The 22,893-nt window shown below is 38.4% G+C and carries 17 protein-coding genes; 11 read left to right on the top strand and 6 right to left on the bottom strand.

The genetic code is table 11. The annotated features are described in order from the left end of the window. Positions 1 to 95: 95 nt before the first annotated feature. Both uvrC and uvrY read right to left on the bottom strand, forming a co-directional pair. Complete coding sequence (uvrC, locus tag VXS03_RS16340; RefSeq protein ID WP_327764959.1) at positions 96 to 1,946, bottom strand: excinuclease ABC subunit UvrC; 1,851 nt, start codon at positions 1,944 to 1,946, stop codon at positions 96 to 98. Next, positions 1,946 to 2,590: a UvrY/SirA/GacA family response regulator transcription factor gene (gene uvrY / locus VXS03_RS16335; protein WP_080157737.1), complete on the bottom strand. Its 645-nt coding sequence runs from the start codon at positions 2,588 to 2,590 to the stop codon at positions 1,946 to 1,948. Before uvrY ends, uvrC begins: the two co-directional genes overlap by 1 nt. Positions 2,591 to 3,245: 655 nt before the next feature. Here uvrY and VXS03_RS16330 point away from each other — a divergent pair. From VXS03_RS16330 to VXS03_RS16310, 5 genes are all read left to right on the top strand, one after another. After that, positions 3,246 to 3,797: an ECF-type riboflavin transporter substrate-binding protein gene (locus tag VXS03_RS16330; RefSeq protein WP_327764958.1), complete on the top strand. Its 552-nt coding sequence runs from the start codon at positions 3,246 to 3,248 to the stop codon at positions 3,795 to 3,797. Positions 3,798 to 3,799: 2 nt separating this feature from the next. Further along, positions 3,800 to 5,494, top strand: coding sequence for an ABC transporter ATP-binding protein (locus VXS03_RS16325; RefSeq protein ID WP_327764957.1), 1,695 nt, complete (start codon positions 3,800 to 3,802; stop codon positions 5,492 to 5,494). Between the two features lie 2 nt (positions 5,495 to 5,496). Further along, a complete protein-coding gene (locus VXS03_RS16320) occupies positions 5,497 to 6,339 on the top strand; it encodes an energy-coupling factor transporter transmembrane component T family protein (RefSeq protein ID WP_327764956.1) in 843 nt (280 codons plus the stop codon). Between the two features lie 373 nt (positions 6,340 to 6,712). Then, positions 6,713 to 7,672, top strand: coding sequence for a TAXI family TRAP transporter solute-binding subunit (locus tag VXS03_RS16315; protein ID WP_327764955.1), 960 nt, complete (start codon positions 6,713 to 6,715; stop codon positions 7,670 to 7,672). A gap of 127 nt (positions 7,673 to 7,799) precedes the next feature. After that, a complete protein-coding gene (locus tag VXS03_RS16310) occupies positions 7,800 to 10,403 on the top strand; it encodes a TRAP transporter permease (RefSeq protein ID WP_327764954.1) in 2,604 nt (867 codons plus the stop codon). Between the two features lie 56 nt (positions 10,404 to 10,459). Here the strand turns inward: VXS03_RS16310 and lgt are convergent, their stop codons facing one another. Continuing rightward, positions 10,460 to 11,260, bottom strand: a complete 801-nt coding sequence (lgt, locus tag VXS03_RS16305; RefSeq protein ID WP_327764953.1) for a prolipoprotein diacylglyceryl transferase — start codon at positions 11,258 to 11,260, stop codon at positions 10,460 to 10,462. A 296-nt stretch (positions 11,261 to 11,556) separates the two neighbouring features. On the opposite strand from lgt, the gene VXS03_RS16300 reads away from it, so the two are divergent. The 5 genes from VXS03_RS16300 (at position 11,557) to copI (ending at position 18,968) form a co-directional block, all read left to right on the top strand. Beyond that, entirely contained in the window at positions 11,557 to 11,949 is a 393-nt protein-coding gene (locus VXS03_RS16300; protein ID WP_327764952.1) for a hypothetical protein, read from the top strand. A gap of 225 nt (positions 11,950 to 12,174) precedes the next feature. Then, on the top strand, positions 12,175 to 13,548 hold the full coding sequence (locus VXS03_RS16295) for a TolC family protein (protein WP_327764951.1): 1,374 nt from the start codon (positions 12,175 to 12,177) through the stop codon (positions 13,546 to 13,548). A gap of 12 nt (positions 13,549 to 13,560) precedes the next feature. After that, positions 13,561 to 15,279, top strand: a complete 1,719-nt coding sequence (locus VXS03_RS16290) for an efflux RND transporter periplasmic adaptor subunit (protein ID WP_327764950.1) — start codon at positions 13,561 to 13,563, stop codon at positions 15,277 to 15,279. Continuing rightward, complete coding sequence (locus VXS03_RS16285; RefSeq protein ID WP_327764949.1) at positions 15,279 to 18,443, top strand: efflux RND transporter permease subunit; 3,165 nt, start codon at positions 15,279 to 15,281, stop codon at positions 18,441 to 18,443. Before VXS03_RS16290 ends, VXS03_RS16285 begins: the two co-directional genes overlap by 1 nt. A 3-nt stretch (positions 18,444 to 18,446) precedes the next feature. Next, entirely contained in the window at positions 18,447 to 18,968 is a 522-nt protein-coding gene (copI, locus tag VXS03_RS16280) for a copper-resistant cuproprotein CopI (protein ID WP_327764948.1), read from the top strand. Positions 18,969 to 19,037: 69 nt separating this feature from the next. Here copI and VXS03_RS16275 read toward each other — a convergent pair whose 3' ends face one another. From VXS03_RS16275 to VXS03_RS16265, 3 genes are all read right to left on the bottom strand, one after another. Beyond that, complete coding sequence (locus VXS03_RS16275) at positions 19,038 to 20,117, bottom strand: aspartate/glutamate racemase family protein (protein ID WP_327764947.1); 1,080 nt, start codon at positions 20,115 to 20,117, stop codon at positions 19,038 to 19,040. A gap of 223 nt (positions 20,118 to 20,340) precedes the next feature. Next, on the bottom strand, positions 20,341 to 20,832 hold the full coding sequence (locus tag VXS03_RS16270) for a DUF1456 family protein (protein WP_327764946.1): 492 nt from the start codon (positions 20,830 to 20,832) through the stop codon (positions 20,341 to 20,343). Between the two features lie 77 nt (positions 20,833 to 20,909). Then, positions 20,910 to 21,053, bottom strand: coding sequence for a hypothetical protein (locus VXS03_RS16265; protein WP_327764945.1), 144 nt, complete (start codon positions 21,051 to 21,053; stop codon positions 20,910 to 20,912). 274 nt (positions 21,054 to 21,327) lie between these two features. Here VXS03_RS16265 and VXS03_RS16260 point away from each other — a divergent pair, with 274 nt between their 5' ends. After that, positions 21,328 to 22,797, top strand: a complete 1,470-nt coding sequence (locus VXS03_RS16260) for a lytic transglycosylase F (protein WP_327764944.1) — start codon at positions 21,328 to 21,330, stop codon at positions 22,795 to 22,797. Positions 22,798 to 22,893: the final 96 nt, after the last annotated feature.

Raw genomic sequence — 22,893 nt, 5'->3', positions numbered from 1 at the left:
CAATCTAGACTACCCTAAAAAAGTAAAAGAGTGTGCCTTTTCTGTAAATTTAACCAATAAAGTACTGTAGCAATGATGACCTTCAAAGCGACAGACTAACCATGTTGCAATGCATCGACTATTTTTTCAGCTAAAGCTAAACTGATACCAGGTACTTTAGCAATTTCTTCTTTACTTGCTTTTTTTAGTTCTTGCATTCCACCCATATATTTTAATAAAGCCTGACGCCGTTTAGGTCCAACTCCCTCGACATCTTCAAGAGTACTACGTTTTCTTACTTTTGCTCTCTGGGCACGGTGGCCACTGATTGCATGATCATGACTTTCATCGCGAATATGTTGTATTAAATGTAACGCGGGAGAATCGCTTGGCATAGAAAATTCTTCACCAGTAACAAAAATTAGCGTTTCTAATCCAGGTTTTCGCGTCGTTCCCTTTGCAACACCTACTAACATTGGTCGTTTTGGCCAATCAGCGATATAAGGTTTAACAACATCATACGCTCTTGATAATTGACCTCTACCCCCATCAATGAAAATTATGTCTGGAATTTTATCTAATTCCATGTTTTTACTATATCTACGCTCTAATACTTGTGCCATCGCAGCATAATCATCTCCCCCCGTTATACCAGTAATATTATAACGACGGTATTCTTGCTTTAATGGGCCTTCATGATTAAAGACAACACAAGATGCCACGGTTTTTTCACCCATGGTATGACTAATATCAAAACATTCCATTCGAGAGATAGGTTTTAAGTTTAATGCTTGTTGCAGTGCAAAGAAACGCTCTTGAATTGTCATTCTATGATTTAATTTACTGGTTAACGCTGTTTCCGCGTTAGTTTGCGCTAATTGTAGATATTTTGCTCGTGTTCCTCGCGGATGATATTTAATCGTAATTTTACGACCAGCAAGGTCAGACAAAGCAGTTAAAATAGCCTCACTATCATCCCCAAGTTCTTCACTTAATAAAATAAGGCTCGGTATAACACGGCCTTCAGCTTGATTAAAATAAAACTGGGTGACAAAGCTTGATAGCACTTCGGTTAACGATGCATCAACAGGCATTTTAGGAAAATAACTGCGACTACCTAAAATCTTCCCCTGACGAATATACAAACCATGAATACACGCCATGCCGTTTTGATGTGCAATACCAATAACGTCTAAATCATCTTCATTATCTTGACTAACAAATTGTTGCTCTTGAATTCGACGTAGAGCTTGAATCTGATCGCGATATATAGCTGCTCGCTCAAAATCAAGCGCCATACTCGCCTGCTCCATTTTCTCCACCATGGTATTGATCACTTGGCGATCTTTACCTTGAAGAAATAAACGCACCCACTGAACTTGCTGTTGATAATCATCATCAGAGATTAATCCAGCGACACAAGGACCAGAACAACGACCAATTTGATACATTAAACAAGGACGACTACGATTAGCGTAAACCGAATCTTCACATTGACGAATTGGAAATATTTTCTGCATCAAGTGCAAACTGTCACGCACGGCAGAAACATCAGGATAAGGACCGAAATATTCACCTTTGCGACGTTTAACACCACGATGAATAGATAAACGAGGATGTTTACTGGCACTTAACAAAATATAAGGATAAGACTTATCATCACGTAACAAGACATTATATTTGGGTAAATACTGTTTGATATAATTGTGTTCAAGGATCAATGCTTCAGTTTCAGTGTGAGTTACTGTTACATCGACTTTACAAATATTTTTAACTAACGCGCGTGTTTTTTCGCCCGCAACATTGGTTCGAAAATAACTTGATAAGCGTTTTTTGAGATCTTTCGCCTTACCAACATAAATTACTTCACCGCTGGCGTCATACATACGGTAGACGCCAGGTTGGTGAGTTACCGTTTTGAGAAAACTTTGCGCATCAAAAACGGTATCATCGACATGATTAGACACTATAGCGTCTCAGTATCAAGCATGCCGTGACGAATCGCTAGATGTGTTAACTCAACATCACCACTAATATTTAACTTATTAAATAAACGATAACGGTAACTATTTACAGTTTTAGGACTTAAGCTTAATTGCTCGGATATATCAGTAACTTTTTGTCCTTTAGTGATCATCATCATGATCTGTAATTCACGCTCGGACAGCTCTTTAAATGGGTTTTCTGAATCTGGCGCGAACTGACTTAAAGCCATTTGTTGAGCAATTTCAGAAGAAATATATCGCTGACCACTGTTAACCATACGAATGGCATTCACCATCTCATCAGGCCCAGCTCCCTTGGTTAAATAACCCGAGGCACCGGCTTGCATAACTTTTGTTGGGAATGGATTTTCAGTATGTACGGTTAATACAATAATTTTAATCTCGGGATTGAAGCGTAATATTTTACGAGTAGCTTCAAGACCACCAATACCTGGCATATTCATATCCATAAGAATAATGTCGGCATGATTACTACGACACCATTTTACGGCATCCTCACCACTGACGGCTTCCCCTACCACTTTAATACCACGGACATCTTCAAGAAGACGTCGGATCCCTGTGCGAACCAGTTCGTGATCATCTACAAGGAATACATTAATCAAGCTGTATCTCCAATATGATTTGGCTCTGCACCCTGCCACTATGGCGGGACAGCTAACTTACTAATACTTATAATTCTACCTTAACTTAACCATGAACCTCATACTGATTCTGTGTATCAGCGCAAAGTTTCACATAAAGTTAAGACTTGACAGTTTACGGTTATCTATTTTTTACGAGCTGTAAAATAATGACCGTTGTTCGATTATTGTCTATTTTATAATAAAAATAAAGCCCCAAAAAATACCTATATCCAGAAGTGAGTTATACAATGATAAAAAATAACCAAATCAGTAAGATATAACAATTTATTAACCTTGTTTTGATAAGGTTAATTAATGCTGATTAATCCTTAGCCGTCTAGATGTAAAGCATTCCTTTCCGAGAAAGATTACGTTATCATAGCGCCGCTTTTGGTTTCACATTCTATATATACGACGTTTTCACATTAAAAAGACTTACACCGCTCTTGCTTAATAATGGATTATTAATGCTGAGTTACCACTAATGATAGTGATTACTATCACGGTACTCTGCAGATTGGCATGGTCTATCTAATCTGTAATACGATGATTATAACCATTAGTATCTATTATCCAATTATTGCATTGCATCGATGACAGCGTGTCTCGATGACTGAGTTAACAAGGTTAAGTTATGAGTCTTTCTGCTAAAACAGTTGTTGTTATTGCAATTGGTGCAGCCCTATATGGTATTGGTGGTTTGCCTATGTTTGGTATTCCTATCTTTGCTAACACCACACTTAAACCTGCGATGGCAGTCTTAGCCTTATTCGCCGTTCTCTTTGGGCCTTTAGTTGGCTTTCTTGTCGGTATTATAGGTCACTGGGTGACAGACCTTTTTGCTGGCTGGGGCGTATGGTTCACATGGGAATTAGGCTCAGGCATTGTTGGCTTAATTATTGGACTCTATCCGATGCTAACCCGTGGTCGCTTAGAAATGGGACGCTTTTCTAATCTAGATTTCAGTCTTTTTGTTGTTCTCGCTTTTGTTGCCAATGTTGTAGGTTATGGCACCTCCGCCTTTCTTGACGCTATTCTCTATGCCGAACCATTTATTAAAGTATTGGTACAATTAGTGATTATTGCACTCAGTAATACCGTTATTATTGCTGTCGTTGGCCATTTGATTTTAACGTCAGTGGCTAAACGTAAGCAGCAAGGCTTCAACTTAAAAGAGGCTTACTAATAATGAGTATCGTTTTTAATAACTTTTCGTTTAAATATTGGGCACTTGAAAATCCGACGTTAAAAAATATTAACCTAACAATTAATAAGGGCGAAAAGATTGCCATTATTGGTCCAAGTGGTTGTGGTAAATCAACCTTAGGCCAATGTCTTAATGGGCTTATTCCTCATGCGATCAAAGGTGACTGTAGTGGTGAGCTTTACATTAATGGTAAAAATACTCGTCAGCTAGATCTGGATCACTGCACCAGTATGGTCGGTACAGTACTGCAAGATACCGATGGTCAATTTGTAGGATTAAGTGTGGGAGAAGATATTGCCTTTGCACTTGAAAACCAAATGATTCCACAGCAAAAAATGCGTGAAATTGTACAAGCCACAGCTGACATGGTCGACTTAAACAGCATTTTATACCACTCTCCTTTTGATTTAAGTGGCGGCCAAAAACAGCGGGTTTCACTTGCTGGCGTGATGGTTGATGACGTTGATATTTTGTTATTTGATGAACCTTTAGCAAGCCTTGATCCTAAAACAGGTAAAGCTGCAATTGAAATCATTGATAACCTCCATAAAGATTCAAACAAAACGGTAATCATCATTGAGCACCGTTTGGAAGATGTATTACATCGCCCAATTGATCGTATTATTATGATGGAGCGTGGTGAAATCATTGCAGATATGACACCCGATGAGCTATTGGCAAGTCCATTACTGCAGCAACATGGTATTCGTGAGCCGCTCTATATCTCGGCAATAAAAGCGGCAGGATGTACAATCACAGCTGAAGATAAACCCGCTTATTTTTCAACCATTAAACTTGATAAATTTAAACCTCAAATTGAGTCATGGTTTCATCAAATTAAACAGCCTCAGATCGAGCCAAAGCAAGACGTTCTCTTGAGTATTAAAGACCTTAGCTACTCTTACGATGGTGTTCGTAATACGTTAGATAATGTCAGCTTTGATATCCATAAAGGTGAGTTTGTTGCCATTATGGGAAAAAATGGCTCAGGTAAATCGACGATCACCCGTTTAATCATGGGTGTATTAGACGCCGATCAAGGCACGATTGCCCTTAATGGTCACAATTTAGCTGATCAATCTATTTTTGAACGTAGCCAGCATATCGGTGTAGTGATGCAAAACCCTAATCATATGATCTCGCATCATATGATTTTTGATGAAGTCGCATCAGGCCTACGTAACCGAGGTATGGATGAAGCACAGATCAAAACAAAAGTAGAAGCAACTCTCAAATTATGTGGCCTTGGTCGTTACCATCACTGGCCAATTGATGCGCTGAGCTTTGGTCAGAAAAAACGCGTTACTATTGCAACAATGTTAGTCCTTGAACCAGAATTACTTATCTTAGATGAGCCAACTGCTGGACAAGATTATCATCACTACGCAGCGATGATGGCCTTTATTCAAGAGCTTAATCAAAAGCTTGGACTAACTATTGTGATTATTTCACATGATATGCACTTAGTCCTTGAATATACTCAACGTGCGATTGTTATTGCAGATAATCACTTATTAGCTGACGACCAGGTTAATCATATTTTTAGCCAGCCAACTTTATTAGATCAAGCAAACTTAACCGTTACTAGCTTATACTCACTGGCCCAAGCTGTTGGTATTGAACATATTGATCAATTTATTCGCTGTTTTATCGCCCACGAAGTAAAAAATAAATAACCATGAAAAGCAAACATTTAAAATTTGGCATCAGTTATGTCAACACCCACTCTTGGCTACACGCCTTAAACGGTATAACCAAGTTTGTGTTATTTATGGCCTGGGTAACAATGGTGTTAATCACTTTTGATCTACGTGTTATTTGTGGATTAATTATCGTAGGTTTATTGCTACTTAAAGCCACAAAGATTCCATTTGCTGTTTATAAACCATTATTAGTTGGTACGGCTGTAGTGTTATTAATGAATGCGTTATTTATGTTTTTAATTGCCCCTCAGCAAGGCACTGACTACATGCATTCAACCACCGTGTTAGTACACCTTTTTGGGCACTACAATATTACCCTTGAGACAGTATTTTACTTACTGACAGTAACACTTAAATATTTCAGTATGTTCCCAATTGCATTAGTGTTTGTATTCACGACTCACCCAACAGAGTTTTCGGCCAGTTTAAACAAATTAGGTGTACCTTATCGTATAGCTTATGCTGTCAGCCTTACTTTGCGTTATTTGCCAGAAGTAATGAAAGATTTCACCAATATCATGCACGCTCAACAAGCACGTGGTGTGGATATTTCAAAAAAAGCGCCAGTCATGACACGTATTCGTAACGTTGCAAAAATTCTTGGACCATTAATCTTCTCAAGTTTAGATCGTGCTGATGTTATCTCCAATGCAATGACACTGCGTGGTTTTGGACGCAATAAAAAACGTACTTGGTATAGCTTAAAGCCGATGACCAAAAATGATGTTATGGCATTAGTCATCATTGCGTTAGTACTTGGACTTGGCATTCTGCACCGTTATCAATCAGCAACCTTATTCTGGTATCCTTTTCACTAAGGTAACCTCTAAAGCATAATAAAAACCGTCATTTATTGGCGGTTTTTTCGTTTAATCCTCTATAAATATTCACTTCATTTATTTGTTGTCATCGCTATTTTAATTTCATCTTTTGTTAACAATATCGTTCAATTTCTCACACTATAAGAAAAGCAATTTTTTACTTATTGTCAGCACATTAATTAAACCGTACTTTAAATTAACAAAAAACAAACTTAACGCTTACGTGTAAAACAACAAGACACGTTTTTATAACTAAAAATCATTAAAAAACACAACATACATAATCAGAAATACAAAAATAGCACAAATACCTCGATGATAAAGAAAATGACAATTATCACTCTGTAATAATCATTAAAAGGATCTTAAAATGAAACTACTCGCTATTATTAGTGCATTGGGCGGAATATTTTGCTCAACTTTCGCCACAGCTGCTGACACTTTTATCTCGATAGGTACTGGTGGTCAAACGGGAGTTTATTACATTGCTGGCCAATCTATTTGTCGATTTGTAAACCGTACTACGGATAGTCACCACATCAAATGTAATGCGCCAACCAGTGGCGGTGGCGTTGCTAATGTAAATGGCCTTCGCAGCCACGAATACAATTTTGGCATTATGCAGTCTGATCATCAGTTTAAAGCACTCAACGGCTTATCTCCTTTTCAAGATCATGGCAAAATGTCTGATATTCGTGCGGTTTTCTCTCTACAAAGTGAAGTATTTACCATCCTTGCTCGTGAAGATTCAGGCATTAAAACCTTTGATGATTTAAAAAATAAACGTGTAAATCTCGGTAATCCAGGATCAGGTCAACGTGATACGTTTGAGCAGATTTTAACAGTGAAAAATTGGAATAGTGATATTTTCAGTTTGGTCTCCGATCTCAAACCCGCAGAACAAGCGCCTGCAATGAGTGATAACAAAATAGACGCAATGAGTTACTTTGTTGGTCACCCAAATGGTGCAATTCAAGAAGCTTCTACCACAACAGATACTCGTTTAATTGCGGTTACAGGCCCTGAAATTGATGCGCTACTAAAAGAAAAGAGCTATTTCACAAAAGCGATTATTCCTGGTGGCATGTACCGTGGTAACCCTAATGATACTGTTTCAATTGGGGGTAAAGCCGTATTATCAACCAACGCTGACACTGATCCTGAAATGGTGTACCAATTGGTGAAGTCAGTCTTTACTAATATCGATCGCTTCAAACGTCTGCACCCTGCTTTTGCAGAGTTACAAGAAACTGACATGATAAAAGCAGGCTTAACCGCTCCACTGCATGACGGTGCTATTCGCTACTACAAAGAACGTGGCTGGATGTAATGTTGCCACCAAGCGAGATAATTCTGTTATCTCGCTTACCTTTCTTTTATTAATGAAAATAGATAACAAATTATCACTTTAATTGTGTTCCTTGTTTTCATTAGTACCTACTTGTAAGTGAATACATATGGTTCAACATAATCTAATGCCAGATACCCCTCTTTCAACAGAAGATCTGATAGCTAAAGATGTCGGTGCGCGTTTACCAACAGGGATCATGGCAAAAATAATTACTTTGCTCGCGATTTCATGGTCACTATTTCAATTATGGATTGCATCTCCTTTACCTTTTATTATTGGTATTGGAGTTTTTAATGACACTGAAACCCGTGCTATTCATTTAGCCTTTGCACTTATTCTTGCTTTTTTAGTCTTCCCCGCCAGACATTCGTCAGCAACGGATAGGGTTCCCTATAGCGATATCGCTTTAGGTATGATTGCCGCTGCCACTTCATTGTATTTATTTGTTATGTACCATGAATTAGCCCAACGCCCAGGCAGTTTAACCCAACTGGATCTCGTGGTGGCCTGTATTGGTTTACCGTTATTATTAGAAGCAGCTCGACGAGTGTTAGGCCCAGCATTGCCTCTTATTGCACTAGGCTTTATTGGGTATAGTTTTGCAGGTCCTTGGATGCCAGGGCTACTTGCTCATCGCGGAGTACAATTTGCATCTCTTGCCAACCATCAATGGATCACTACCGAAGGTGTCTTTGGAATCGCATTGGGTGTGTCCACCAGCTTTGTTTTTTTGTTCGTTCTATTTGGCGCTTTACTTGAACGTGCAGGCGCTGGTCATTACTTTATTCAACTCGCCTTTAGCTTACTTGGTCATCTTCGTGGTGGGCCAGCAAAAGCCGCAGTAGTTGCATCAGGGCTAACTGGATTAATATCTGGGTCATCAATTGCTAACGTTGTCACAACTGGTACATTTACTATTCCAATGATGCGCAAAGTCGGGTTTAGCAAGGAAAAAGCGGGCGCAATAGAAGTTGCTTCATCAGTAAATGGGCAGATTATGCCGCCTGTTATGGGCGCAGCAGCCTTCTTAATGGTGGAATATGTCGGCATTCCTTATATAGATATTATTAAGCATGCCTTTTTGCCTGCGGCTATTTCATATATTACTTTGCTTTATATTGTTCACTTAGAAGCCCTAAAACTGGGAATGACCGCGATTGAACCTAAACACCATAAGCCATGGCTAGTTCGCGTAACCAGCTTTAGCTTTGGTTGTCTGCTAATCAGTGGATTTTCATTAGTTGTCTATTATGGCTTAGGATGGATCAAACCGTTATTGGGTAATTATGCCGCTTATGCTATCGGAGTATTATTGACCGCAGTCTATATTGGTCTACTAAAAGTAGCAGCTACTCATCCACCATTAGCTGATGATGATCCTGATGCGCCATTAGATGAATTACCAGAAACACGCAGCGTCTTATTAGCAGGGTTACATTTTATTTTACCTGTTGTCGTTCTTGTTTGGTGTTTAATGGTCGAACGTTTATCTCCAGGGTTATCAGCCTTCTGGGGCTCAGTGATGCTGGTTGGTATTATTGTCACTCAACGTCCATTACTAAGCTTGTTACGTAAAGATGGTTATCATTATGGTAATTTTGTTGATGGTAAAAATGATCTGATTGAAGCCTTAATTGCAGGCTCACGCAATATGATCGGCATTGGTATCGCGACGGCTACCGCGGGTATTATTGTGGGTGCAGTCTCTCAAACAGGAGTCGGATTAATTTTAGCTGATTTAGTTGAGATGCTATCAATGGGGAATTTAATGCTGATGCTAATTTTATCAGCACTATTAAGCCTTATTCTTGGAATGGGGCTACCCACTACGGCTAACTATATTGTTGTTTCAAGCTTATTAGCACCAGTGATAGTGACACTTGGTCAACAAAATGGCTTAATTGTACCGTTAATCGCTGTACATTTATTTGTGTTCTACTTTGGCATTATGGCCGATGTAACTCCTCCAGTTGGGTTAGCCTCATTTGCCGCTGCCGCCGTATCAAAAGGCGATCCAATAAAAACTGGGATCACAGCGTTTTATTACAGCTTACGTACTGCTGCATTACCGTTTTTGTTTATCTTTAATACGGATTTATTATTAATCGATGTCACTGTGAGTCATGGCATTATTATCTTCATTATTGCGACTATTGCGATGCTTATTTTTGCGATGGCAACCCAAGGTTGGTTTATTACGCGTAATCGTTGGTATGAAAATATCGGATTATTATTGATCTCCTTTACTCTATTCCGTCCCGGTTTTTGGCAAGACTTAATAGTGGATCCTTTTCAAAATGTTGCCCCTACCCACTTAGTTAGTACACTCGATAATATTCCAGCTGGCGATGTTATCCGCATGCGAGTTGCAGGAGAAGATGCTATCGGTAAGCATAGAGAATTTAGTGTGTTATTTACAGTTCCTGAAGGCGATTCTGGCCAACAGAAGCTAGCAAATATTGGTATTGAAACCTATCAAAGCCAAGGCAAAACATTGATTGATATGGTAACTTTTGGCAGTCCTGCAGCCAAAGAACAATTACAATTTGATCAACAAATTGTTGATATTAGAGTTCCGGTTGAACGCTGGCGTAAAGAATGGTTATGGCTACCCGCAATATTATTGTTTGGGATTATTATTCAAAATCAACGTCGACGTTTGATGTCGGTACCAATTGCAAAAACACCACAAAAATCCGCTATCGTATAAACAAAAAAAGCCGATCATCTGATCGGCTTTTTATTGTCTCTTTTTAAAGTATTAGATTAACTATTTTTAGCATGTTGTAAACGACGTTCTCTTTGGCCTTTAATTACCAAATAGATACCCACTAAAATAAATGGGATACTTAATAACTGACCGGTATTAATCACCATATCGGTTGAGTAATCCGCTTGGTGTTCCTTAATAAATTCAAGTAAGAATCGTACTGTCATCACCAAGACTAAGAACCAACCCAACAGCAATCCTTTATACTTACCGATATCGGTTTTTCTATATAAAGCAAATAATAAGAAGAATATTGCTAAGTAAGAAAAGCCTTCATAAAGCATAACTGGATGACGTGGCACTAAATCAACACGTTCAAACACAACCGCCCATGGCAAGTTACTTGGCGTACCTAAAATTTCAGAGTTAAAGAAATTACCAAAACGGACAAAGAAGCCAAATAATGCGGTTGCTATTGCTAATCGATCAAGCAGCCACATACGGTCAATAGCATACTTTTTACTGTAATAGTAAACTGCAATAATTAAACCTAAACCGCCACCATGACTAGCAAGTCCACCTTCCCACACAGCAAAGATTTTCGCTGGATGTGCCCAGTAGTAATCTGGATCATAGAACACTACATGAAATAATCGAGCGCCAACAATGATACCGACAACGGCATACATAAGTAATGAATCTAAGCTTTCAATTGGCTTATTTTCACGTTGATAAATTGACTTCATAACTTGGAAGCCAAACGTAATAGCGAGCGCAAATAGCACGCCATACCAATGTATCTTTAAACCAAAGAATGACACTAGTATTGGATTAACATCCCAAACAAAATGATTCAAACAAGATTACCTTCTGAGTGAACAATAGCCAAAAACAATAGATGCTATCGAGAATGATTACAGATTAGCAAGAAAAACCAGTGGGGTGAATAAACCGCAGCTTAATTTCTCAAACTATTTATGATAAATACGATTAATAATTCAGCAAATAAAAATTACCAAACAATATAACTAATATTTTAATGCATTATATTTGGCATTTTATGCCTTAATAACACACCACATTATAATTAATGCTTGACGTCAAATAGTAATAATTGCATATAATAACGTCTAACTTTACTTAAAGGCTTAAGATGTATACTAAACGTCTTCGCACAATTTGGATTACAAGCTTTACGCTTATAGCATTATTGCTATCAAGTGTTGCTTCCAGTGCACCTTTAATGTCGATAAAAATGCTCAGCATGAATAATTCAATAATGATGATGTCATCAACGATGGATTGCTGTGATGATGAATCAATGGCACCTCATCAACACCACCAAGCACAACAATCGACAGCACATTGCGATAAAATGGGCGGCGTTGATAATTGCTGCTCTATCGCATGTTTAAGTAATGTTGCTTTTCTTCCAAGCCAATTTGAAAACTTATTCCAACCATCAAATCTAACGCTCATCGCGATAGAAAAAACACACCAACTAAACACTACTACTCCAACATTATATCGCCCTCCAATAGCATAAATCCGTTTAATCTATTTTTACTCACGACACATTATTATTGTCCGTGATAGATTAATTGTATCTTATGATCTGTATTTAATTATTTTGCAGCAGATCTAAGATCACCATAAGCCTTATTTAATTCAATGACTGTTCTAGGCCGTTATTACTTAACTAACTGCGTAATAATAATTAGATCATCACTTATATTGTTTTATATTCGCTTGTGGAAGATTGGATTACGTTATGAACGTTACAACTTCTATGCTAGTTCTGGCTATCAGTGCTAGCGCGATAACACCTACAACCCTGTTTGCTTCACCATCAACAACTGCAGCGACAAAAACACAGCAATTGACACAACTGATCACTAAAGCGATTAAAAACGATGCCAATATGGCTCAAATTAGTGCTCAACAACATGCAATGCAGGAAACCAGCTTTGGTACTAACAGCTTACCTGATCCCAAATTAAAACTGGGTATCGGTGGTTTACCAACGGACAGTTTTTCTCTTAACACTGATCCAATGACCACGCTATCAATTGGTTTAATGCAACAATTTGACCGTGGTAATACCCTTGATTTACAACAACAAAAAGGTGAGATTCAGGCACAAGCAATAGGTACTCAACAAGCAGTTCGTGAACTTGATATTACCAATAAAATGACCCAATTATGGTTAGAATTAGGTTACCAGCAATCCGTTTACCGCACCTTACAACGTAACCATCGCCTAGTAATGGAATTAGCTAATTTCACCAAGACTAATTACGCTATCGGTAGTGGTGAAGCACAAGACTTACTCCAAGTTAAACTGCAAATCGTTAAGATAGAAGACAAATTACACACAAGCCTACAAACACAACATCGTATCATGGCACAATTGTCTGAATGGCTGGGCGCGGATTGGCTTACTACTCAAACAATAGTCCAAGCATCAAACCAGTTATCTTGGCAACGTCTTAACCAATTAATGCCGCGTTTAACCGCCACAAACCAACATTATTCATTACTGAAACAACATCCAATGGTGCTTATTGCCAATAGTGCTATTTCAGCTAATGAAACCCAAGTTGCTATTAGCCAACAAGCCTATAAACCTCAATTTGGTATTGAAGTTATGTATGCCTCTCGCCAAGCCAATGGTATGTCAGGCAAACCAGCCTCTGATCTAGTGAGTGCCTATCTCACCATGGATTTACCGCTATTTACTGATAACCGTCAAGATCACCATTATGCGGCTGCGCAATATCAAGTGGGAGCAGCAAAGTCACAACGAGATCTGTTGCTCAATCAAATGAACGCCAACGTTAATGCCTTATTGGTTGAACGCGATAATTTAAGCCAGCGCTTATCGCGTTATACAACCACCCTACTTACTCAAGCAAAAGCACGTACGCAAGCTGTTGAGCGTGGTTATCAAAATAATACAGCGCAATTTAGCAATGTTATTACCGCAGCGACTGATGAACTCGCCTTAGTCATTGAACAAGCACGGGTTATTACCGACTTAAACATCACTAACAGTAAGTTAGCCTCATTAGTCAATGGTTTTGATGTTCAACCACACTCGTTACAGCTTCAACACTCAACAACCATCAATAATAACAATCAATAAGTAGGTAATATCATGACGTCACAAAATACCGTTAAAATTGCGGCTGTTGCCTTACTTATTGGTACAGCTATTGGAGTTAGTGCTACATATTATATGTCACATCACTCTGTATCGATGGACTCAAAAGCGACCACTTCAAACAGTGAACCCTTGTATTGGGTTGCGCCAATGGATCCCAATTACCAACGTGATAAACCGGGTAAATCACCAATGGGGATGGATCTCATTCCTGTTTATGCAGAAAAAGATGCTGCAAAAGAAAATGTTGCCGGTACGGTTATTATTGATGCCGCGGTTGAAAATAACTTAGGCGTAAAAACTGCTGCTGTTATTAAGCAAAAACTAACACCTAAGATCGACACTATTGGTTACGTTGATTTTGATGAAAGTCAGCTTTGGCAAACCAATATTCGAGTCAGTGGTTGGGTTCAAAAATTATACGTCAATGCTGTTGGTGAACAGGTACATAAAGGCGATGTGTTATTTACTCTTTATTCATCTGAATTAGTCAAATCTCAGCAAGAATTACTGAATGCTTATCGCACAGGTCGTAGTGGTTTAATGCAAGGTGCCCGTGATCGTTTAGCCGCTCTTGGCGTCGACAAACAACAAATTAAACACATTATCAAAACGGGGAAAGCAACGAAGACCATTGAAGTCAAAGCTATCGCTGATGGTGTTATTGCAAGCCTAAATATTCGTGAAGGTGGGTACTTATCACCCGCACAAGCTGCTATTAGTGCAGGGCCTCTTAATGAAGTCTGGGTCAATGCTGAAATATTTGAGCGCCAAGCACATTGGATAACCACAGGCAGCAAAGCAAATATGACACTAGACGCTATTCCCGGCCAACAATGGCAAGGGAAAGTTGATTATGTTTACCCTATTTTAGATCCAAAAACGCGTACATTACGGATGCGGTTAAAGTTTGCTAATCATAATGAGCAATTAAAACCCAATATGTTCGCCAATATCACCCTCACCCCAAAAACAGACACAGCTGTTCTTACTATTCCGACTCAAGCAGTGATTCGATCAGGCAATATGACCCGCGTTGTACTCGCTGAAGGTAATGGAAAATACCGATCAGTAAAGATCCGTATTGGTCGTGAAGCTGATAATCTCGTGGAAGTTATCGCAGGATTAACCACGGCTGATCGTATTGTCACCTCAGCACAATTTATGCTTGATTCCGAATCCAGTAAAAGTGCCGATCTCTCACGTATTAATGGTATCGACAGTGTCGATAAAGCCACCACCATCACTTGGGCTCAAGGAGAGATCACTGCGATCAATGCTGATCAAACAATATTAACCATCAACCACCAGCCAGTCAGTACTTGGAATTGGCCTGCGATGACAATGGATTTTAATATTGATAAAAATATAAAAATTAAAGACTTAGTCGTTGGTCAACAGATTAAATTTGAGCTACAAAAAACAGCCGATAATCAATATAACATCATTGATTATAAAAAACAGAAGCACAGCATTGCTAATGAAGTATGGGTAAACGGTGAGATCTCAATGTTAATGGCCGCATTTAATATGATCACGGTTAACCACCAAGCAGTACCTGAATGGAAATGGCCTGCGAGTGAAATGAATTTTACTGTCGACGATAATATTGCATTAACCGATCTTAAACAGGGGCAATCAATTCGATTCAAGCTGGTTAAGAATGGCAGTGATTATACTCTGAAAGATATTAAACCAATGGAGAATAAATAATGATCCCAGCTATTATTCGTTGGTCAATCAATAACCGTTTATTGGTGTTAATTGCGGCCTTATTTTTAACCATTGGTGGCTTATACAGTGTTAAAAATACTCCCGTCGATGCCCTACCGGATCTGTCTGATGTTCAAGTCATCATTAAGACCAGCTATCCCGGCCAAGCACCACAAGTGGTCGAAGATCAAGTCACTTACCCATTAACAACGGCCATGTTAGCCGTACCAGGTGCTGAAACTGTTCGAGGCTATTCTTTCTTTGGCGATTCTTATGTCTACATTATCTTTAATGATAAAACAGATATGTATTGGGCTCGCTCTCGTGTGCTGGAATATTTAAGCCAAGTGGCCCCCAAGTTACCCGCGAATGCAAAACCAACCTTAGGGCCAGATGCGACTGGTGTGGGCTGGATTTATAGTTATGTATTACAAGATAAAACAGGTAAGCATGATTTAGCCGAATTACGTAGTTTACAAGATTGGTTTCTAAAGTATGAACTTCAAACTGTTGCAGGTGTTTCTGAAGTTGCAACCGTTGGTGGTATGGTCAAACAATACCAAGTTCAAATCGATCCTTCCAAACTACGGGCCTATAACCTCACATTACAGCAAGTGAATATGGCGATTCAAAACGGTAACCAAGAAACTGGTGCTTCCGTTATTGAAATGGCTGAAGCTGAACATATGGTGCGTACTACGGGTTATTTGACCAATATCGAGGACATAAAGTCACTGCCATTAAAAGTGACCGAAAATGGTACGCCACTGTTATTAGGAGATATCACAGACATTAATCTTGGGCCGCAAATGCGCCGAGGCATTTCTGAATTTAATGGTGAAGGTGAAGCTGTCGGTGGTGTGATTGTGATGCGCTTTGGCGAAAATGCCAGTCAAGTCATCGCCAACATCAAAACTAAACTGGCACAATTACAACAAGGCTTACCCGCTGGTGTTGAGATTGTAGCCACTTATGATCGCTCAACATTAATTGACCATGCGGTGAAGAATCTGTGGCAAAAACTCGCTGAAGAATTCCTTGTGGTTGCCATTGTCTGTGCGCTATTTCTATTCCACATTCGTTCTTCATTAGTGATAGCGATTAGCTTACCAATTGGTATTTTATCTGCTTTTATCATCATGCATTGGCAAAGTATTAATGCCAATATCATGTCACTAGGCGGTATCGCAATCGCTATTGGTGCAATGGTTGACGGTGCAATTGTAATGATAGAAAACGTCCATAAACACATTGAACGAACTCCCCTCACCGATAAAAACCGTTGGCAAGTGATAGGTAAAGCGGCAGAAGAAGTCGGTACGCCCTTATTCTTCTCATTGCTGATCATTACCTTAAGTTTTGTTCCCGTGTTCGCGCTCGAAGGACAAGAAGGCAAGATGTTCTCACCATTAGCATCAACTAAAACCTACGCTATGGCTGCAGCGGCAGGCTTAGCGATTACTCTAGTTCCCGTATTAATGGGCTATTTTGTTCGCGGTAAAATTTTACCTGAGCATAAAAATCCAGTGAATCAGGCTGTAATTGCACTTTACCGTCCATTATTGAATGTAAGCCTTAAGTTTCCAAAAACAATCATCGTTATTGCAGTGTGTTTAATGGCTTCTTCATATTACCCATTAACAAAACTAGGCAGTGAATTCATTCCACCGTTAGACGAAGGTGATTTGATGTATATGCCAACCACCTATCCGGGGATCTCTATCGGTAAAGCGCGTCAGTTATTACAACAAACCAATAAACTGATTAAAACAGTACCAGAAGTCGCTACGGTCTGGGGCAAAGTGGGTCGAGCAGATACAGCAACCGATCCTGCACCATTAACCATGATAGAAACAGTGATCCAATTCAAGCCACGAGATCAATGGCGAGCAGGGGTCACCACTGAGTCTTTACGCAAACAATTAGATCAATTGACCCAATTTCCCGGGTTAACAAACGCATGGGTAATGCCGATCAAAACCCGTATTGATATGTTAGCGACGGGTATCAAAACACCTATCGGGATCAAAATAGCAGGTCCTGATCTAAAAGTTATCGAAAAGATCGGCGCAGAACTTGAGCCTATTTTAAATAACATCAAAGGCACTACCTCGGTTTATGCCGAACGTGTAGCAGGAGGCCGTTATATCACAGTTGATATTAATCGCCGCCAAGCAGCACGGTATGGGTTAGCCATTAAAGATATTCAACAGATAGTTTCGACCGCTGTTGGTGGAATGAACGTGGGTGAAACCATTGAAGGTTTAGAGCGCTATCCTATTAATGTCCGTTACCCACAATCCTACCGTAATTCAGCGGTTAAATTGCAAAATCTACCGTTAATTACCCCCAATGGTGCCCGTATCGCATTGGCCGATGTTGCAAATATTCGTTATGAAGATGGACCGCCAATGATCAAAACTGAAAATGCACGTCCAAATGGATGGGTTTTTGTCGATATTGATCAACGAGATTTAGGTTCTTACGTTGCCGAAGCACAACAAGTAGTTACGAAACAATTAAAACTACCCGCAGGTTATTCATTAGCATGGTCTGGTCAGTATGAATATATGGAACGCGCAAAAGCCCGTTTGAGTATTGTTACCCCAATTACTCTCGCCATTATCATGTTACTGCTTTATTTCAGTTTCCGCCGCGTGCAAGAAGTCTTCATTATTATGGCTACCCTACCATTAGCCATGGTGGGTGGTTTATGGCTGATGCTCATGCTTGGATTTAATTTCTCAATTGCTGTTGGCGTTGGCTTTATCGCACTCTCAGGTGTCGCGGTTGAAATTGGCGTGATTATGTTGGTGTACCTCAATCAGTCATGGGTATTTAAAAAACAAGATGCTCAAGAGCAACAACGTCCATTAACAGCGGATGATTTACAACAAGCGATCAGTGAAGGGGCCGGATTACGTGTCCGCCCAGTTATGATGACAGTCTTAACCGTTATCATTGGTTTGATTCCGATAATGTATGGCTCAGGTACGGGCTCTGAAGTCATGCAACGTATTGCCGCACCTATGATTGGCGGAATGGCATCTGCACTGTTACTGACGTTATTAGTATTACCAGCCACCTTCAAGCTTTGGAAAAGTCGCGAGCTTAATACCAAGACCACAACATCATTAAATTCATCATCAATTACAAAGGAATGAGTCATGAAAAAAACACTACTTACTTTAATGTTAGCTTTTACAACGCCAATGACTATGGCTGCAATGGATCATAATGGAATGGATCACTCACAAATGGATACCACTAAAATGGACCATCAAATGATGAATATGAAAAGTATGTCTGATGTCGGCATGCCAGCCCTAGGGTCAAAACCGAATAAAGTAGTTTATGTTACCCTTACTGACGATATGACAATCACTCTTAAAAAAGCAGCCGATATTCAACCTAATGATGTGGTGCAATTTGTGGTTATGAATACAGGGAAAATGGATCATAATTTCACTATTGGCTCAGCCAAAGAACAAGTAAAACATCGAAAAATGATGGTTGAAATGGATCACCGTAATCATGAACATAATCACGATGATGGCAGTAGTATCACCGTTGCACCAGGCAAAGCAAAACATATTCTATGGCATTTCCACGGTGATAAAAACGTTGAATTTTCTTGTAATATGCCGGGTCATCCTGAAGCAGGTATGACAAAAACTATTATTTTATAGTCAATGAAACAATAATAAAATAAAACGAGGTCGATAATATTATCTTCCTCGTTTTTTACATCTTAGTGATTAAAAATCAGAATAATAATCTGCTAATTTTCGCGCTATTATTTTATCTAACAGACTAATATCTCTATAAATATCAATACCTAAAGCAGCCAACTTTGACTCAACATCCGTTGCTGATACTGAAAAGAATAATGTCGGCAAATGAAAATAACTTCCAGCAAGACTCTGATTACGCTCAGTTAAATAATCCACCGTATAATCAAAAATACGCTGCTGAATCATAATCGCTTGCTCTAATGAGCTAACATTAAAAGCCAGCGGCGTTGCCCAATCTAAGTACTGTCCTTGGTAGGTTATCAAAGGTTGAATTAATGCTTCATTTTGCCCTTGAGTAAACACTAATGCTTGTGCTAATGCCATTGATGCGTCAATAACTTCAACATTTAACGGCAACATCCCTTGTGCTTTAAATCGCTGACAACTGGAGGCTGTTAAAGCTAATGGTAATTCAGTACAACCCAATATCACTTTAGTACAACCCTGCTTGGCTATCTCATCACATATAACATCACATAATAATGTTTCTGCTTGCTGAGTGATTTTAGCGGTTTTAATACCAAAATCAGGATTATAAATGGCTTCCATTATCTTAGCTTGGTTTTCAACTGTAGGCTGTGTCGCTTTAATTCCTTGCTCAATTAAAGCTGTTTGATATAAGCCAGACTCTATCAAGCTATTAACGCCCATGACTAATACCGTATCTTGACAACCTTGTAACGACATTGCCGTTTGTTTAATCATATCAACAAAAGTTACTGGTATATCAGGCAATATTCGTCGAAATAATTCATGCGCGCTATTGCAAGCAAGACCAAGGCGATCAACCGCTAAATATTGCATTAAGCGTAGTGTGTATACCGCAGTATCAAACTTACGTAATTCAGGTATATCTGTTGGTAGCCACTGCTGCATCACTTCTTGAGGTTTATACGCCAAACGTGCATTACCGAAAGCAACAAATTGACATTCTTTATGTGCTGGTAACGATGAAATTTTAGCCATTAAATCAACCATCGCTTCATTGCCCATTCCACCAATGATACCAATACGTGATTGTTTAAAATCATCCTTAATTTTCATAAGCTCAATGACTCATATTTATAATAGAAGTCGACAACTTATAGAGTAACGAACGTTTTTACTTTGATAAGTATAATGAAGAGTGCAAATATATTGATTAATATGTTAGTAAATATTTCAAAAATATAAACCGTTAATAACACCTATATTGATCAAATGACAGCCAATAAAAAAGCAGCTTTAATAAAAGCTGCTTTTTTGTCGTAAGTATCAACTAAAACAATTATTTATCGTCAATTGCTTCTTCTGATGGCTCAACGCCACGGTGGTTGATCTGCAATGCCTGTAAAAAATTACGTAGCACCTGATCTTTACAGTCACGGTAATGTTTATGATCAACTTTACGGAAAAAAGCACTTAATTCATGCTTACTTAAACGGAAATCAACCAGTTTAAACAAATCAAGTACGTCATCTGCTTTCAGGTTTAATGCAATTTGTAATTTTCTAAAAATAATATTATTTGTGATTTTTTGCTCTGGCGCAGGCTGTTCACCTTCTTTCTTGCCACGCTTTTGATTAATAAAGCCATTTAAGAAAGTAGCAACTTGTTCATCAGAACAGCTCTTATAACCTTCTGCATCATCAGCTTTTAACCAACTGCAAACTTGCTCACGCGTTACTTCACAATCAGCAGCAGCAAAAATAGCGATCATTTCGCTATCATTTAAATCAAAAGTATAGCGAACACGGCGCAAAACATCGTTATTAGTCACAATTTATCCAATTTAGTATGCTGTGGTTGTAATAATCACAGCGAAATTATCAGCGCAGAATAACAGATAATTCATCGCTATTCACTCGAATCAAGCAGCTTTTGTACATCAAGCGTAGCAATTAATGCTTTATTGAGTGGCGTTTTCTCTGTTGTGATTAATAACTTTCCAGCACCATACCAATGAATTCCTTCCCATTGTGAATAATTACCTAATCGCATTATAAGTGCCAATGTTGCTAGTTGAGCTTTTTTGCTCTATTTTATAAATAACATCACCGTTGCGTACAGTATGTTTATTATCACCAACAGTAATAATACCACTAACAATCCAACCATAATTTTCTTTTTTATCATAAGATTAACCATAAAGATCTAATGTAAAAAATAAGAATAAATCATACAAATCTAATATAAATAAGCAAATTTCACCATTACCAACCATAATTAATCTTAAACATATAAATTCCGTTTACTTCGGTATGGCAGCTAAATAATGATTAATATTCCACACCTCATTAAATATAAATACGGGCTCGCCGCACTGTGTTTACTATTAGTAAGTTTCCAGACTCATGCTGTTCAATTAGCACCACTTAGTGGCTCTGAATATATGGGTGATTTAGCTAAATTGGAAGAAAAGCGGGTATTGCGAGTATTGGTTGCAGCCGATCTTGGTTTTTACTATATAGAAGATGGTATTACTAAAGGTATTATTGCGGATTTATTACAGCATTTTGAAAAAGATATTCATAAAAAACACCCAAAAATGCACTTACAAATTATTCCTGTACATCGAGATAAGTTATTACCTTATATTACTAAGGGTTTGGGTGACTTAGCTATAGCCAATATTACAATAACGACTGAGCGTAAAAAACAAGTCGCTTTTAGTCAACCTGTGCTTACCGATATTTCAGAAGTCCTGATAAACAATATAAAACAACCGCCCTTTAACAAAGTCACCGATTTAAGCGGTAAAACAATTTGGGTGAGAAAAAGCTCAAGTTATTATCAAAGTTTGCTCAAAATTAATAATAAGTTACGTATGCAAAACTTACCTCCCGCATCAATATTGTTTATTGATGAAACACTACAAGACTATGAATTATTGGAGCTTATAAATTTAGAACTGCTCAATGCAACAGTGATAGATAATCACAAAATAAAAATCTGGCAACCCATATTAAAAAATATCCGTGTTAATGATCATTTTGTTTTACGCAATGACGGTCAAATAGCATGGGCAATGCGAAAAGACAGTCCCAATCTAATGGCTTTGGTTAATCGCTATATTGATACAGTTAAAGAAGGGACATTAATCGGTAATATTATTTACAGTAAATACATTGAAAATCATCGTTGGCTTAATACGCTACTCGATCCTAATAATATTGATAAAATGGAAAGCTTATCGCATATTTTCTTTCGCTATTCAAAACAATACGACTTTGATTATTTAATGTTAATGGCGCAAGGTTTTCAAGAATCAGGGCTAAATCAACATAAAGTATCAAACAAAGGTGCTGTCGGTATTATGCAGGTACTGCCCAGCACGGCCCGTGATCCTAGTGTTGATATTCCTAATATATACACATCAAAAAATAATATTCACGCTGGTGTAAAATATATGCGTTACTTACAAGATCAATATTTTAGTAGTGATGAAATTGACTATGATAATAAAATTTATCTTTCACTCGCCGCTTATAACGCAGGTCCTGGCAATATCAATAAAATGCGGCGTTATGCTAAAGAACAAGGTTATAACCCTAATATTTGGTTTAATAATGTTGAAATTATTACCCGTAAACATATTGGATCACAACCGATTGTCTATGTGAATAACATCAATCGCTATTTCATTGTTTATAAGCAAATAATGAAATTACAACGTTTCCGTGATTCAGGTATTCGCCCTTTTATACCACCGTATAGATTTGATGCTCCGGTGTTATTTAAATAGTCTGTCAGCCGTCATAAACCATTCATAATCACCATGAACATCATGGTGATTATGATTTAAGGTTAGGTAGAGATAAATGCTTAGTTCGACGATCAT

The organism is Photobacterium sp. S4TG1 (genome assembly GCF_036040035.1).
Classification (GTDB): Bacteria; Pseudomonadota; Gammaproteobacteria; order Enterobacterales; family Vibrionaceae; genus Photobacterium.
This window is presented reverse-complemented; position numbering and strand designations above follow the sequence as displayed.